Here is a 15,971-nt window from a genome sequence, read left to right on the forward strand (position 1 = left end):
CACACGAACCCTGTGGGAGCGGGCTTGCTCGCGAAGGGGCCGTGTCAGTCGAAATCATTGGTGAATGACACACCGCTTTCGCGAGCAAGCCCGCTCCCACAGGGTTTGGCGTTGCAATCAGATCACGCACGCCGGGCGAATGACTGCAACGCCCGCGGCTCGCCGAGGGCGCGCAGCAGGCAATGCATCGCCTCCTCGCGGCTGCGCTCGAAGCGGTAGCGCGACTCGATGTACAGCGCCAGTTTCAGCTCCACCGGTTCGTCCAGGGGCAGCGGCACGTGTTGCAGGCCCAGCACATTGGCGACCCGGCTTGGCAGGCTGACGCCGAACGGCTGGCGATCGGCGATCAGCTTCGCGGCCAGGGTGCTCTGGGTGCTCATCGCCACATTGCGGCGCAGGCCTTTCAAGCCAAGCTGCAAGTCCACCGGGCTGAGCCCGTCGCGACGGCTCGACACCTGAATCTGTGGCTGCTGCAGATACTCCTGCAGGTTGCGCGGCGGCTCCTTGAGCGCAGCCCCGTAGGCGAATACGTAATGGTCGGCGGGCAACGCCTGTTTGTGCAGGCCGGCAAGCCCGGCCAGAGGCTGGTCGAGGTCGATCAGGATATCCAGCTTGCCGCTGGCCAGGTCCTGCAGGGCGTCACGGCGCCGGGGCTGGAAATAACGCACCTGCCAATCGGCGTGGGGCGATTCGAGCAAGGCATCGAGCAGCACCGGTTGCAGGCAATCCAGACAACTGATGCGCAGCAGCGGATTGTTCTGTCGCGCGGCGGGAATCATGCGCAAGCCGTCGCGCAATGACTCAAGCGCCGCACGCACGTAGTCGGCCAGGCGATGGGCGACCAATGTCGGCGTCACGCCCAGGCGACTCTTGATGAACAGCGGGTCGCCGCACAAATCGCGCAGGCGCCGCAACGCATTGCTCATGGCCGGTTGCGACAGGCACATCACCTCGGCGGCACGAGTCACGCTGCGCTGCTGGTAAATCGCATCGAAGGCGAGCAACAGGTTCAAATCGAGCTGGCGTAAATCAAGCATGGTCTTGCTCCGGCAAATCGCTTAACGTCGGGCAGCCTAACCAGTGTTCCGGAACAAGCTGTGAGCCCTACATGACAAAAAGCGATCAGCCACTGCACGCCCCATCGATACCCAATGCGTTCTACGCGCCAACCCTGCTGCCGGCCATCGAAGAGTTGCTGGCCCGCGGCGTGGACCGGGACAGCATCGAAGGCCTGTTTCGTCGCAGCCTGTTCGAGTTGCGCACGCCATTCATGCGCATTCCGCTGTTCATGTCGCGGCGCTTCTGGGCGTTCGCCCTGGAACAGACCGGCGACCCGCTGATCGGCCTGGCAGCCGGTCGGCGTTTCGTCTCCACCGCCACCAATGGCCTGACGTACCTGTTCGACGTGGCCGACTCACTGGACAGCGCCTGTCAGTATTTCGTGCGTTTCTTTCCGTTTTTCAACGGCCACTTTCAGGCCAGGATCGTGCGCGACGACGATCGCGTCGAATTGCGTCTGCTCGACCGTGGCAGCGTGAGAACCAACGCGGCAACCACCGATTACATCCTCATCAGCCTGTGCAGCATGCTGCGGCGCAAGTTCCTCGCCAGCGGCCTGGAGCGTGATCCGATCCTGGGGGTTGGGCTGGCCGGTGCCTGCACGGTCAACCCGCAAGAACATGAACAAGCCTTTCGCGCGCCGGTGCAATGGGGGCAGGCGCAGCACTCGATCCGCCTCGATCCACAGCTGTTCGTCATCCCGTTGACGCCGGGCAATCATGAGCTTGAACACACCCTGGTCGAACTGCTGGAGCAGACCCGGCGCAACAGCGAACCGACCTTGCTGGAGCAAGTCTGCGACTATTTGATCGCCAACCTCGCCGAGGCCAACTGGCAGCAATTCTGTAACAGCCAGCATTTGCTCGAGCGCACCGCCGCCCGACGCTTGAAGGCATTGGGTTGGAGTTTTTCCGAGTTGCTCGACGAATACCGCCGCTACCGCGCCGAAGACTTTTTGCAGGGCACGGACCTGGAGCTGGTGGAGATTTCCGACCGCCTGGGTTACAGCGATGTGCAAAGCTTCAACCGCGCGTGCCTGCGGTGGTTGGGGTGTGCACCAGGCGCCTGGCGAACCCGGCAAGGCCAATAGAACACCACCCTCGTGCGCCACCGGTGCCTTCGTTTTTTGCGTCCGCCCATTTTCCAGCTACAAATGATGAGTGGTTTGGGTGTCCAGGATCCTGACAGCGGGTGTCACGGGGCGGACGTCGATGGATGGCATCGCTTTTAGGGATGGTCAGGCGCATGGCTCAAGGCAAGTACCGCTCCGACATTGATGGGCTGCGCGCTGTCGCGGTGATTGCAGTGCTGCTGCATCACCTCAAGGCCGGCCTGTTGCCCGGCGGCTTCGTTGGCGTCGACATCTTCTTTGTCATCTCGGGATTCCTGATCACTTCCCAGGTGTTTTCCGAGGTCAAGCGCAACACGTTTTCGCTCAAGGGTTTTTATCAGCGCCGCATCAACCGCATCGTGCCGGCGCTGGCGACGGTGCTGCTGGCGACGGTGATCGCCGGGGCTTTCATCCTGTCTCCGGTCGACCTGGTCCGGCTCAACGTCAGCGCCCTGCTCTCGCTGCTGGGTGTCTCGAACATCTACATCTGGGTCAAGTACGGTAACTACTTCGCCGCCGATGCCAGCGAAGCGCCTTTGCTGCACACCTGGTCGCTGGGTATCGAAGAGCAGTTCTACGTCATCTGGCCGCTGTTCATCGTGTTGCTGTATCGCCTGGCGCCGCGTTACGTGCTGCCGGTACTGGCCGTTGGCGTTGTGCTGGCGGTGGGGGTTTCCGAGTACGCGACCGGAGTCTTTGCCACGGCCGCCTACTACCTGCTGCCCACGCGTTTTTTCGAGTTGATGCTGGGCGGGCTGCTGGGGATCTACCTGCATCAACCGCGCGTCATCGGCAAATTCACGGCCCATGGTTATGCGCTGGCGGGCTACCTGTTGATCGGTTTCTCGCTGTTTGCCTTGAACCCCAACTCCACCTTTCCCGGGATCAACGCCCTGATCCCCTGCCTGGGCGCCGCCCTGCTGATCCTGGCCGGCAGTGGTGAGCGCCATTCACGCTTGCTGACCAGCCGGCCCATGGTGTTTATCGGCCTGATCTCCTACTCGCTGTACTTGTGGCACTGGCCGCTGATTGCCTTCCTGAACTATGTGGAAATCCCCATCGACCTGCCCGTGGGCGCGCTGTTGATCGCGGCCTCGATCCTGCTTTCGTGGCTGTCCTGGCGTTTCGTCGAAGTGCCGTTTCGACGCAGCGGGGCCAGCCTGCACTTTGCCCGGATCTTCACCCGCCGGTTTGCCCTTCCGGCATTGGGGCTGGCCGTGCTCGCGGGTCTGAGTGTGCAGTTCAACGGTTTTCCACAACGCTTCAACGCCGGCGTTTCAGCGCTTGAAGCAATGACCCTGAACAAGCCTGCCGATGTTCGCCGCGGGTGCCACGTGCCCAATGCGCTGTACGCGACCGAACCCAATGAGCACTGCCGGTTGGGCGCAACCAAGGATGAGCTGGACGGCATCATGATCGGCGACTCGTTTGCCAACCACTTCACCGGCATGGTCGACATCCTGGCCAGGCCCAACAACATCATGCTCATGGACTACACCATGGATTCCTGCCCGCCGATCCTCGGCTACACCGCCGAAATGCCCCCGGTGTATGCGGCCCATTGTGCGAAACGCAACGAACGGGTGTTCAGCCTGATCGAGCAGAACAAGTATCGCTACGTGGTACTGGCGGCGATCTGGCCGAAGGATGAACGGGCCAGGGATCTGGTCGAAGCGAGTATCCAGCGGGTGGTGGAGAACAGCGGCCAGGTGATTGTCATCCTGAGCAACCAGCACATTGAAAAGGCGGCGAGTTGCCCGATTCGCCGGCTGATGTTTGGCACTGACCGCAGCTGCTCGGTCACCCAGAGTGCACTGCCACCCTATTGGGCGGACGTGCGGGCGAGGTTCCCGCAGATCCGCTTTATCGACCCCAATCAAGTGATATGCCCGGCTGGCGTGTGCAGTCCGATCATTGAGGGTCAACTGCTGTACCTGGACGATTCACACTTGAACGAAGTGGGGTCGCGGTTTATCGGCCACACCTTGCAAGGCCGTGGCTTCTCCCTGCTGCACGACCCCCAGGTCAAACCGCAAACCGCCGACGCCAGGCTGGATACCACCGTGGTCAATTGACGCCCGTTGCCACTCACCGGCGAGCCCTTGTCAACGCCTTCACACGGATGAAGCCGCGTTGCCAGGGGCACGTTTGTGCCTGCCCCATGGCTTGGCCCCAGTCATAAAACCGCCTGCACAAAACACAACCTTCGACCGCTCGCGTCATTGAATCTTGCAATGACCCACTGGGCCCTTGCCAATTATTTGTCGGTCGCCTTTTGACAGTGGCAATGTGCCATTTTTATGTGAAAAATGTCGGACTCCGGCAAAAAGCGTCAATAAACCGGTGACTCAAATCTGACACACTCCACCAGCTACAACCCTTGTAAATCGCGGCTTACGACCGTTTATCGCTTTCTTGAAAATCTCGGCGAGTGGGCAAAATTGGGGAAACCCCAATAGTGGTGCGACTTTGATGGCAATTGGCCCCCAAATTTGGGGGTGTCTTGCCTGATTAACATGCCGGATTGCTGACACGGTTTGCCGAGGCTGGTCTATACCCCTTTTGACAGCTTCACTTCGCGACTCTCCACCGTCTTACGAGGCACGCCAATATGGACGTGAGCGTATTTGGTACGGGCTATGTTGGCCTGATACAAGCAGCGGCACTGGCCGATGTCGGACATCGTGTCCTGTGTGTCGACATCGATCCGAACAAGATCCGGCAACTGCAACAGGCCGTGCCACCGATCAGTGAGCCAGGGCTTTCCGGCACCCTTGAAGAAAACATCAAGGCCGGTCGCCTGCTCTTCACCACCCAGGCCAGCGATGCGGTGGAGCACGCCGACTTGATCTTCATCGCCGTCGGTACGCCCGCCGACGAAGACGGTTCGGCCGACCTCAGCCATGTGCTCAACGTGACCCGGCAGATCGCCAGTTTCATGGAGGCCGACCGCACCCTGATCATCAAGTCCACGGTGCCGGTCGGCACGGCGGACCAGGTCAGTGCCACCGCTGTTGAAGAATTGCAGCGCCGTGGCAAGGGCTCGCTGAAGGTACGGGTGGTGTCCAACCCGGAGTTTCTCAAGGAAGGCAGTGCCCTGGCCGATTGCATGCGCCCGGACCGGATCATCGTCGGTACCGCTGACGAAGAAGCCCGCAGCCAGATGAGCGACCTCTACGCGCCGTTCTGCCGCAATCGCGAAAAACTGATGTTCATGGACAACCGCAGCGCCGAGCTGACCAAGTACGCGGCGAACGCGATGCTGGCCACGCGCATCAGTTTCATGAACGAACTGGCCAACCTCACCGAGTTGCTGGGAGCCGATATCGAAGCCGTGCGCAAAGGCATCGGTTCGGACCCGCGCATCGGTTACCACTTCATCTACCCTGGTTGCGGCTTCGGCGGTTCCTGCTTCCCCAAGGACCTGCGCGCCCTCCTGCACACCGCCGAGCACAGTGGCATGCCCTTGCGTCTGCTGCGTAGCGTGACCGAGGTCAACGACCACCAGCGGCATATCCTGATCAGCAAACTCAAGGCGCAATTTCCCGGCGGACTGGCCAGCAAATCCATCGCCGTGTGGGGCCTGGCGTTCAAGCCCAACACCGATGACATGCGTGAAGCACCCAGCCGTTACCTGATGGAGGCACTCTGGGCCGAAGGCGCGAGTGTGCATGCCTACGACCCGGAAGCCATGTCCGAATGCCGGCGTATTTACGGCTACCGCAACGACCTGCATCTGTGCGCTACCCGCGATGACACGCTCGAAGACGCTGATGCCCTGGTGATCTGCACCGAGTGGAAAAACTTCCGCGTGGTCGATTTCGACCTGCTGGCGAGCAAACTGCGTCATCGGGTGATCGTCGACGGGCGCAACCTCTACAACCCGGAACAGGTGGCTGCTGCCGGCCTGCATTACAGCGGGATTGGCTTGCGCCACATCGTGCCCGAGGCCGTGCGTCCATGAAGATTCTCGTCACCGGAGCGGCCGGTTTTATCGGTGCCCATTGCGTGCTGCGACTATTGCGCGATGGCCACCAGGTGTTCGGCCTCGACAACTTCAACAGCTACTACGACCCGCAACTCAAGCACGATCGCGTGCGTTGGGTGCAGGAGCAGGCACGCCCTTTCCAGCTCGCAACGGTTGACCTGGCCGATACGTCGGCCATGGAGGCACTGTTTGCCCGGGAACAACCGGAGATCGTCATCCACCTCGCGGCCCAGGCCGGTGTGCGTTACTCCCTGGAAAATCCCCGGGCCTACCTGGACAGCAACTTGAGCGGCTTCCTGAACATCCTCGAATGCTGCCGCAAGCACCCGGTCAAACACTTGATCTACGCCTCGTCCAGTTCGGTGTATGGCGCCAACCAGCACACACCCTACTCGGTACAGGATGGTGTCGATCATCCGCTGTCGCTGTACGCCGCGACCAAGAAAGCCAACGAGTTGATGGCCCACAGCTACAGCCACCTGTTCGGTATTCCCTGCACCGGGCTGCGCTTCTTCACGGTATACGGCCCCTGGGGCCGGCCGGACATGTCGCCGATCCAGTTCGCCCGGGCCATCGCCGAAGAACGGCCACTGAAACTGTTCAACTACGGCGAGCACCAGCGGGACTTCACCTACATCGACGACATTATCGAGAGCATCACGCGCCTGATCGAGAGTCCACCGCGAGCCAACGAGCAATGGGACCGCGAGCACCCGGACCCGGCCACAAGCATGGCGCCCTGGCGGATTTTCAACATCGGCGGCCAGCACCCGGTAGAGCTCAAGGCCTACCTGGCATTGCTGGAAAAACACATGGGGCAAAAAGCCCGGGTCGAACTGCTGCCCCTGCAACCGGGCGATGTCCTCAACACCTGCGCCGATGCCAGCGACCTGGCCCGCGCGACCGATTTCCAGCCACGGATCGAGCTGGATGAGGGACTTGGGCGCTTCGTTGCCTGGTTCCGCTCTTACTACTAACTAATTAACCAAGTAATTAACCAGACAGCGAACAAATAAGACCTAAGTAGTAAGGCCTAAGTAATAAGATCTAAGCAATTAGATCCAAGTAATAAGACCTAAGTAATAAGACCTAAGTAGTAACCAAGAAACAACTAAATAATTAATTACGCAATTAATTATGTAGCTGCCTATCGCCCACGCCGCACGCGGCTGAACTATGCGGAGGATTTATGACTGGACATGAGAGAAGTGTGCCCCTGGACAAAATGCGCAGGGACAAGCGCCTGGATCCCGAGCACCGCATGCGCATGGACGCCGCTATTCACATGCAGGGCCGTAGCTGGATTACCGGTCGCGATGGTGGCCGCTCGTGGACCTTGTCGCGCACCAACCGCGTACTGGCCTGCGCCGGTGCGCTGACAATCCTGGTGCTGATTGCGCCGGTGCTGCTGGGATTGGCGCTGGCCATCAAATGCACCAGCCCGGGGCCAGTGATGTTCGTGCAGAAACGCACCGGTTACCGCGGCCGCCTGTTCGGCATGTACAAGTTCCGCACCATGGTCACCAACGCCGAAGAGCTCAAGGAGTCCTTGCGGCACCTGAACAAGCACGGCGCCGACGCCATCGACTTCAAGATCGACAAGGACCCGCGCATCACCGGTATCGGTGGTTTCCTGCGGCGCACCAGTCTCGACGAGCTGCCGAACCTGTTCAACGTGGTGACCGGCGACATGCGTCTGGTAGGCCCCCGGCCGACTTCGTTCAATGCCTACCGCTACAAGGACAATCACCTCGCTCGCCTGAGCATCTACCCCGGAATGACCGGCCTGTGGCAAATCTCGGGACGCAGCAATATCGACTTCGACCAGCGCGTTGAGTTGGACCTCACCTACATCGCCGAGCAGAGCCTGCTGCTTGATCTGAAGATCTTGTTGAAAACCCCTTTCAAAGTGTTCAGCGGCCACGGAGCGAGTTAAATGGACGGTTCAACTGCTAAAAGCCTCAGCATTGCCAGCCCGAGCGAGTCCAACCTGACATCGACCGTGCTTGACCAGGACCTGCGGATCCTGTTCCTGACTGCCGCCAACCCCGGCGCAGGCACCACCACCAGCGCCCTCGCGCTGGCCAGTCAACTGGCGCAGATGAGCAGCGGCCTGGTGCTGCTGGTGGATGCCAGCCAGTCGGCGACCAACCTCACGCAACAGTTGGGGCTGACCCGGGAACGTGGGCTTCGCGACTTGTTGTTCAACACCCAGAGCCCGCCCTTGTTGCAGGACTGTGTGGTGAACGTGTCCAGCCTGCCGTTCCACGTCCTGCCATTCGGCCGCCACTCCCGTGGCAACGAACACCTGACACCTGAACAGCTGAGCCCGGTGCTCGATCAACTCGGCAGTCAATACCGCTTCGTGGTGATCGACGGCGATGCGGTGTATTCGGATTCCGACACCCTGGTCATCAGCACCCAGGTGGACGGTGTGGTCATGGTCGTGCGCTGCGAAGACACCCGCTGGGAAGTGGCCCAGGCCGCGGCCCAGCGCCTGAGCCAGGCCGGAGCGAAACTGGTCGGCAGCGTGTTCAACCGACGCAAGTACTACATGCCCAAGTGGCTGTACAAAAACCTGTGAGCAACCAGATAAGGATGACGCCATGAACGCCAAGATGCTTGTCCTGCTGATGCTGCCCCTCGCAGGTTGCTCCAGCACTTCCACCGATGTATCGCAAAGCATGCCGGTGCAGATCCTCACGGCCCCGCCGGCCAATGCCCAGGCCACCGACGTGCCCAAGGTCGAGCAGACCCTGCGGCCGCAAGACGTGCTGGACGTGATTTTCCACATCAGCACCAGTGGTTCGGACGCCTATCGCGTGCAATCCGGGGACATGATCGCGCTGAATTTCACCGCCGCCAGCCAGCTCAACGGCAACCAGTTGGTGCTGCCTGACGGCACCATCGAACTGCCGGGCGCCAACACCACGGTGAAAATCGAAGGCCTGACCCGCGATCAGGCACGGGAGGCGATTCAACGCGCCTACGATCGCAAGCAACTGTTCCAGCCCAACCGTAATCAGCTGTCGGTGGTCCTGGTGACCCCGCTGACCAATGAACAGAACCTCAAGTCCGTGCTCAACCACCCCGGCACCGGCATGAGCCGGGAGATCACCGTGGGCACCGACGGCTACGCCAGTTTTCCGGAGATCGGGGCCGTGCCGCTGCAAGGGATGACCGTCAACCAGTTGGAGGCCTTCCTCAACAAACGCTACGCCACCTTGCCGGGCCGCATGACCGTGGATGTGTTGCTCAAGTCCACCGCCGGCAACGAAATCTATGTACTGGGTGAAGTCGGCCAGCCGGGCTCCTACCCGATCCGCCGTCCGGTGTCGGTGCTCGAAGCCCTGACCATGGCCCGAGGTTCGAACATCAAGGCACGGCTGGACTCGGTGATGATCATGCGGCGCAACGGCAACCAGGTGGTCGCTCATCGTTATGACGTAGAGAAGGCCTTGTCGGGCGATGCCTCGCAGATCGCCTACCTGCAAGCAGACGACATGCTGTACGTGCCCAAGACCAAGCTGGCCAGCGCCGGTGAGCTCGCACGGCAACTGGCGGACGTCGTGTTGTTCCAGGGCGTGGGGTTCAGCTTCAGCTACCGCGTCGACAACAAAAACGACAACAGCAGCAGCAACTAACTCTCAGGTGACCGCCATGAATCCAAAGGAAAATTACCTGCACGAGTTCTTCAGGATCTTCTTCGCCAATAAGCAATTGGTGAAGCGAGTCTTCCTGGTCTTTGCAGTGATCGCCGTGGTCTTGCCGCTGATGCTCAAGCAGAGCTTCGATATCACCGCCCAGGTGATCGTGCAGTCCAAGAAAATCTCCCAGGGGGATGCCACCAGCACCCTCAATCAGGAAAACGCTTCCTTCATTCCGCCATCGCTGGCGGACATGGAGACCGAGAGCAATATCCTGCGTTCGCCGGCGTTGATCCGCCAGACCATCGGCGAGCTGCGGGAAAAGGGTGAGTACACGCCGCCAGTGAGCGTCTTCAACAAACTGCTGGTGCAGCCGTTCAAGAAGTTTGTGCTCAATCCCGTTCGCGAGCACGTGATCAACCCGGCTCGCAGCCTGCTCGGGTTGCAGACCGATCCGGTCCGCGACACCGTGCTCGATGCCCTCACGCAGGAGGCGTCCGACGCCCTCAAGGTGGAAACCTTGCCGGGCTCCAACGTGATCTCGATCGTCTACAGCTTCCCTGACCCGGCGCAAGGCACCAAATTCGTCGCCGCCCTGCTGCAGAACTACCTGGTCAGCCGCCAGGAAATGCAATCGATCGACCTGCCGCAGAGTTTCTACGAAACCAAGAAACTGCAATACCAGGTGCGTCTCGATGGCCTGGAAGCCAATCGCCTGGCCTTGCTCGAACGCATCGGCTCGTCCGATCCCAAGGAAGAAATCACTTTCCGCCTCAACGCGATCAACACCGAGGAGCAAGCGCTCAATCTGTATCAGGACCGACTGTTGCAAAGCCAGCGCTGGCTCGATTACCTGAAAACCAATCTGGCCACCGCCAACAACGCCAGGTTCAACGACTACACCTTCCCCTACACCTTCACCACCACGGTCGACAACGTCGCTTTCGAAGACCGCGAGATCAAGCAACTGGGTGAGCAACTGACGACCTTGGTAAGCCGCTACATGAGCGACCTGGCGATCTTTCAGCCCGGCAGTGAACCGATGCAACTGGCACGCGAGCAAATCACCCGGACCCGTGGGCAATTCCTGAAGATTGTCAGCAACCGGATTCAGGAGCGCACCAGCGACCTGGCGACGATCAGCTCGGTCATCGACCAGAAAACCGCGCGCATTGCCGAGTTCAAGAACCGCATCCACCAGTTGCAGGAAACCCAGAGCAAGCTGCGGCAGATGGACACCGAGATCGATGCGCTGCACGCGGCGTTTTCCACCTATGCCCAGCGCTTCGCCGAAAGCAGCACCGCGCGCGCGCTGGACAACGACCTGTCCAACGCACGGGTGCTCAGCCCGCCGTTCGAGCCGACCGAGGCGGCGTTTCCCAAACCGATGCTGATCATCCCGTTCGGGCTGTTCACCGGTCTGCTGCTGGCGATTGCCCTGGTCTACGTGCGTGAGTTCTTCGACCACCACTTCAAGCACCCTGCGCAAATCACCCATGAACTGGGCTTGCCGGTACTGCTGGTGATCAACGATCAAAGCACCCTGCCCAACAATCCGCACCGGAACTGGAGCGTTCCGGCCCTCGTGCATTGGGTGCGCAATTGAACGCGCCGCTCGGTACCACCCTCGACCTGCCGATCATTCACTTGCTCAGCAGCGGCGGCTTTTATGGGGCCGAGCGGATGCTGCTCGATCATTGCCTGGCGACGCCGGGGCAGCACCAGGTGCTGTTTCTCGATGCGCCGCCCGAGCTGATCGCGCGTTTTCGCGAGGCCGGCGTGGATTGCCTCGGCTGTGCGGGCCTCGGCGCGTTGCTGGGGCACTTGCGCCAGCGCCGTGACCAGCGGCCACTGATCAATACGCACAACTTCAAGGGCCTGTTGTTCGGCTGGGTCGGCGCCACGCTGTTGCGCCTGCCGCTGGTGATCACCCAGCACGGCTTCACCCCACGCAGCCGCAAGCAGAAGTTCTACACCTGGCTGAGCCTGCAACTGTGCCGCACGGCCTCGGTGGACCGCGTGGTGTGTGTCGCCGAAAGCATTGCGCTGCTGCACCGCCAGGCCAACGTGCGCACGGACAAGTTGCAGGTGATCCCCAACGGCCTGCCGGCGGCCAACGACTTGCAGCCGCAAAGTGGCGAACGGCAACGCTGGCTGGCCGGCTACGTCGGGCGCCTGAGCAGTGAAAAAGGCCCTGATCTGTTTCTCGATGCGCTGATCCCGTTGTGTCAGCAGTACCCGCAACTGGATGCCGTGATGCTCGGCGACGGGCCGGAGCGCGAAAGCCTGCAGGCGCGCATCGACGCGGCCGGATTGCAGGCGCGCATCACATTGCCGGGCTACCAGAACGACATGCGCGCTTGGTGGCGGCGACTCGATGCGCTGGTGATCAGCTCGCGCACCGAAGGCACGCCGATGATTCTGCTCGAAGCGATGCAGGCCGGGGTGCCGGTGGTGGCCTTCGGCGTCGGCGGGATTCCCGATGTCCTGCAAGACCGCCACAACGGCCTGCTGGCCGCGCCCACCGACAGCGCCGCCCTCGCCCGCCAGATCGGCACGCTGCTGCGTGACCCGGCCATGGCCGGCGAGTTGGTCGACAACGCAAAACGTACGCAACGCGATCGCTACGACCTCAAGGCCCTGGCCGAACGCTGGTCGCAGCTTTACATCCGTACTGCACGGGAGGCACGCGCGTGATTTTTCCGCTCTCGATCGTCAGTTTGCTCGGCCTGGTCTGCCTCGGTTTGCTGGCCAGCCCTTATCCGTATCTGGCGCCGGGAGCGGTACTGGGCCTGGTGGGGGTCACGGTGCTGTACCGCAAGCCGACCTGGGGCCTGCTGGGCATTGCCGCCATCCTGCCGTTCGAGGGCCTGTTCAAGGACAACATGCTGTCGGGCTCCAAGTTCCTCGGCGCCTCGCTGGCGCTGATCCTGATGCTGCAACTGGCGATCCACCAACTGCCGGCCGATCGCCTGCGCAGCAATATCTGGCGCTTGCTGGTCGGGTTCATGCTGCTGTACCTGCTCAGCCTGTTGAACACCGACGACATGGGCATCTCCCTGGGCCACCTGCGCGAGCTGAGCGTCGGCCTGATCCTGTTTGTCATCACCCTGCTGGTCGGGCGTGAGTTGAACCTCGACATGTTCGCCCGGCTGGTCGCCATCAGTGTCGCGGTGACCTGCGCCATGGCCATGTTCTCGGCCAAGTACCAGGACGCGGGCCGTGCGTCCGGCTTGCTCAAGGACCCGAACAACTTTGCCCTGATGATCGCCTTCGCCGTGCCCATGGCGCTGTTGCTGGTGGTGCGCAGCCCGAACCTGTTGCACCGGTTGTTCTGGGGCGGCTGCACGCTCCTGCTGTTGGGCGGCATGACCAAGACCGAATCCCGTTCGGGGCTGGTGGTGTTGTTCCTCAGCCTGTTGATCGGCGCGTGGCATTACCGTGCGCAGTTGCCACGCATTCGTCCGCGTCACCTGGGCTTTGCCATGCTCGGCCTGGCGATTGTGATTCCGCTGGGGCTGTACGCGATGCCGGCCGGTTACGTGGAGCGTATCCAGTCGCTGAGCATCTTGAGCTCCGGGGCCAAGAGCCAGGACCCGTCCCTGGGCCGCCGTGCCTCCTACATTGTGGTCGGCAGCGGCATGATCGCCGAGAACCCCTTGCTCGGCACCGGCCCCGGCACGTTCCCGCTGCACTACGCCACCACCGGCTACGCCAAGGCCTTTTCCATCAAGGGCGAGACCGAAGACCTGTACCGTCGCGCCCACAACACCTACCTGGAAATCTTCAGTGAACTGGGGATTCCCGCCGGCCTGATGTTCGTCGGCATGCTGGCCCTGGGGCTGTACAACCTGATGCGCGCGCGCCGCGCCTGGCTGTTGCGAGGGGACGCCGCGCAGGCCGCTGTAATGACCCACCTGAGCATGAGTTTTCTGTCGTTGACCTTGTTCCTGATGTTCCTCAGCGCACCGAACCACAAGTACCTGTGGATCATGCTCGCGTTAACCAGCGTGCTGCGCATGAAAGCCGAAGAAGCCCCGCGCAAAGAGGTCAGGGTATGAACCGCATCAGTATCGTCATCCCCATGTACAACGAGGCCCGGCACATCGCCCGGACCCTGCTCGCGGCACAACATGCCGCCGACACCGCCAACGTCGAATGCGAGTTGATCGTGGTCGATAACGGCTCCGACGACCAGGGCCCGCAGATTGCCCGACAGTTCGGCGCCCAGGTGCTGGTGCTGCCCGGCCTGCTCATCGGCGCCTTGCGCAATCGCGGCGCGGCAATTGCCAGTGGTGAATGGCTGGCCTTTATCGATGCCGACATCGAGATGCCCGAGAACTGGCTCAAGCTGCTGCTCGACCTCGAGTCCGGCGGCCAGGCCGATGTCATCGGCCTGGACCTGCACACCCCGGCCGAAGCGCCGTGGTACGCCGATGCCTGGCAGCGTCGCACCTTGCGCCCCAACACCCGGTCGCCGCATGCCGTGCAATGGTTGCCCAGTTCCAACCTGCTGATGCGCCGTGGCTGGTTCGACAAGGTCGGCGGTTTCAACGAACAACTGCGCACCGGTGAGGACAAGGAGCTGACCATGCGCCTGGCCGACGCGGGCGCCAAGCTGCTCTCGGTCAACCAGAGCGTGGCGTTGCACTGGGGCTACGAAGGCAGTTGGCGGGAATGGATGGGCAAGGAATTGTGGCGCCAGGGCAGTCATCTGCAACTGCTGCGTACCCATGGCCCGAGCCTGCGCTTGCTGCGCTTTCCGCTGCTGTCGATCGGTGCCTGGATTCTCGATTTCATGGCGATCTCCGCGTTGTTCAACGGCTTCCCCCATCACGCCGTATTCATGCTGATGCTGACCAGCCTGCCAGCATTGGTGCTGAGCCTGCGTCAAAGCGCCAAACACCACGACACGCTCCTGACCCTGCAACTGTGGGGCCTGCACTGGGTGCGCCTGCACCTGGCGGGCGCCGCGTTCATCCTCAGTCTTTGTCATTGGAATGCCAGGAGGCCCGCCCGTGGCTGAATTCATTTTCTGGTTGTGCCTGTTGCTGCCGGTTTACGCCTACCTCGGCTATCCCCTGTTGCTGACCTTGCTGGCACCGCTGTACCCCGCACCGCGCCACGGACCGGCACAACCGATGGACGTGAGCATCGTGATTGCCGCGCACAACGAGGCGCGGCATATCGAAGAAAAACTGCGCACCGTGCTGGCCCAGGATTACCAGGCCCGTTCGCTGCACATCATCCTCGCCAGCGACGGTTCGACCGACGACACCGTGGCCTGCGCACGCAAGATCGAAGACCCGCGCATCAGCGTGCTCGACCTGCCCCGCCAGGGCAAGGCGGCGACGCTCAATGCCGGGGTCGCGATCAGCAGCGGCGAGATCCTGGTGTTCACCGACGCCGACAACCAATGGTCCACCGACACCCTCGGCCACTTGCTCGCGCCGCTCAACGACCCGCAAGTCGGTGGCTGCGCCGGGCACATGGTGATCCCGGTGACTGGCAAGGGCTTGAGCATCGGCGACAGCCTGTATCGGCACTACGAAGGCTGGCTGCGCTACGTGGAAAATCGCACCGGCTGCATGGTTTCCGCCGACGGCGCATTGCTCGCCCTGCGCCGCGAGTTGTTCCAGAACGTGCCGGCGGAGGTCAACGACGATTTCTTCATCAGTACCTGTGCGCCGGTGGCGTTCAAAAAGATTGTCTACGTGCCAGAGGCCCGGGTGATCGACCAGGGCGTGGACGAAGCCGACAAGCAATTGCGCCGCCGCCAGCGCGTCACGGTCGGTGGCCTGCAAAGCCTGGCCCAGCGCCGTGAGCTGCTCAATCCGCTGACCCACGGCCTGTATGCGCTTGCCTTGATCAGCCACAAGCTGATCCGGCGTCTGGCGCCGATCCTGTTGCTGCCGTTGCTGCTGAGCAATTTCTGGCTGTGGGAGGACCACGGCTTTTATCGCCTGAGCCTGATCGCACAACTGCTCGGCTACACGGTGGCCATTGCCGGCCTGCTGGATTCGCAACACCGCTTGCCCAAACCCTTTAGCCTCGCCGCGTTCCTTCTGGTGACCCTTGCCGGAATGAGCATCGGCCTGTGGCAGTTCCTGCGCGGCCAGCGTTATGCCCAATGGAACCCCGAGCAAAATCGATGAGAGGCGTGTGC

Annotated in this window: 13 protein-coding genes; 12 read left to right on the top strand and 1 reads right to left on the bottom strand. The window is 61.7% G+C overall.

Annotated elements, in window-relative coordinates; all coding sequences use genetic code 11:
- Nucleotides 1-122 precede the first annotated feature (122 nt).
- A complete protein-coding gene (locus tag QMK54_RS19680; protein WP_223593494.1) occupies nucleotides 123-1,037 on the bottom strand; it encodes a LysR family transcriptional regulator in 915 nt (304 codons plus the stop codon).
- Nucleotides 1,038-1,108: 71 nt separating this feature from the next.
- Between QMK54_RS19680 and QMK54_RS19685 the strand changes: the two genes are divergently transcribed.
- From QMK54_RS19685 to QMK54_RS19740, 12 genes are all read left to right on the top strand, one after another.
- Nucleotides 1,109-2,149, top strand: a complete 1,041-nt coding sequence (locus tag QMK54_RS19685; protein ID WP_320401185.1) for an AraC family transcriptional regulator ligand-binding domain-containing protein — start codon at nucleotides 1,109-1,111, stop codon at nucleotides 2,147-2,149.
- 125 nt (nucleotides 2,150-2,274) lie between these two features.
- A complete protein-coding gene (locus tag QMK54_RS19690; RefSeq protein ID WP_241511324.1) occupies nucleotides 2,275-4,245 on the top strand; it encodes an acyltransferase family protein in 1,971 nt (656 codons plus the stop codon).
- Between the two features lie 536 nt (nucleotides 4,246-4,781).
- Nucleotides 4,782-6,134 (top strand): UDP-glucose dehydrogenase family protein, encoded by a 1,353-nt coding sequence (locus QMK54_RS19695; RefSeq protein WP_223593490.1) that lies wholly within the window; start codon nucleotides 4,782-4,784, stop codon nucleotides 6,132-6,134.
- Nucleotides 6,131-7,135: an NAD-dependent epimerase gene (locus tag QMK54_RS19700; protein WP_110659192.1), complete on the top strand. Its 1,005-nt coding sequence runs from the start codon at nucleotides 6,131-6,133 to the stop codon at nucleotides 7,133-7,135. The genes QMK54_RS19695 and QMK54_RS19700 overlap by 4 nt, the downstream gene beginning before the upstream one ends.
- A 212-nt stretch (nucleotides 7,136-7,347) precedes the next feature.
- Nucleotides 7,348-8,094 carry a sugar transferase gene (locus QMK54_RS19705; RefSeq protein WP_110659193.1) on the top strand — a complete coding sequence of 249 codons (747 nt, stop codon included), beginning with the start codon at nucleotides 7,348-7,350 and terminating at the stop codon, nucleotides 8,092-8,094.
- Complete coding sequence (locus QMK54_RS19710) at nucleotides 8,095-8,742, top strand: CpsD/CapB family tyrosine-protein kinase (protein WP_223593488.1); 648 nt, start codon at nucleotides 8,095-8,097, stop codon at nucleotides 8,740-8,742. It abuts the gene before it with no gap.
- A gap of 22 nt (nucleotides 8,743-8,764) precedes the next feature.
- Complete coding sequence (locus QMK54_RS19715; RefSeq protein WP_320401186.1) at nucleotides 8,765-9,802, top strand: polysaccharide biosynthesis/export family protein; 1,038 nt, start codon at nucleotides 8,765-8,767, stop codon at nucleotides 9,800-9,802.
- A gap of 16 nt (nucleotides 9,803-9,818) precedes the next feature.
- Complete coding sequence (locus tag QMK54_RS19720; protein WP_320401187.1) at nucleotides 9,819-11,411, top strand: GumC family protein; 1,593 nt, start codon at nucleotides 9,819-9,821, stop codon at nucleotides 11,409-11,411.
- Nucleotides 11,408-12,502: a glycosyltransferase family 4 protein gene (locus tag QMK54_RS19725; protein WP_320401188.1), complete on the top strand. Its 1,095-nt coding sequence runs from the start codon at nucleotides 11,408-11,410 to the stop codon at nucleotides 12,500-12,502. Before QMK54_RS19720 ends, QMK54_RS19725 begins: the two co-directional genes overlap by 4 nt.
- Complete coding sequence (locus QMK54_RS19730; protein ID WP_110659198.1) at nucleotides 12,499-13,866, top strand: O-antigen ligase family protein; 1,368 nt, start codon at nucleotides 12,499-12,501, stop codon at nucleotides 13,864-13,866. The genes QMK54_RS19725 and QMK54_RS19730 overlap by 4 nt, the downstream gene beginning before the upstream one ends.
- Nucleotides 13,863-14,831 carry a glycosyltransferase gene (locus QMK54_RS19735; protein ID WP_223593479.1) on the top strand — a complete coding sequence of 323 codons (969 nt, stop codon included), beginning with the start codon at nucleotides 13,863-13,865 and terminating at the stop codon, nucleotides 14,829-14,831. The genes QMK54_RS19730 and QMK54_RS19735 overlap by 4 nt, the downstream gene beginning before the upstream one ends.
- Nucleotides 14,824-15,960 (top strand): glycosyltransferase, encoded by a 1,137-nt coding sequence (locus tag QMK54_RS19740; RefSeq protein ID WP_320401189.1) that lies wholly within the window; start codon nucleotides 14,824-14,826, stop codon nucleotides 15,958-15,960. Before QMK54_RS19735 ends, QMK54_RS19740 begins: the two co-directional genes overlap by 8 nt.
- The last annotated feature ends 11 nt before the right edge of the window (nucleotides 15,961-15,971 follow it).

Origin of the sequence: Pseudomonas sp. P5_109 (assembly GCF_034009455.1) — a bacterium.
Taxonomy (GTDB): domain Bacteria; phylum Pseudomonadota; class Gammaproteobacteria; order Pseudomonadales; family Pseudomonadaceae; genus Aquipseudomonas.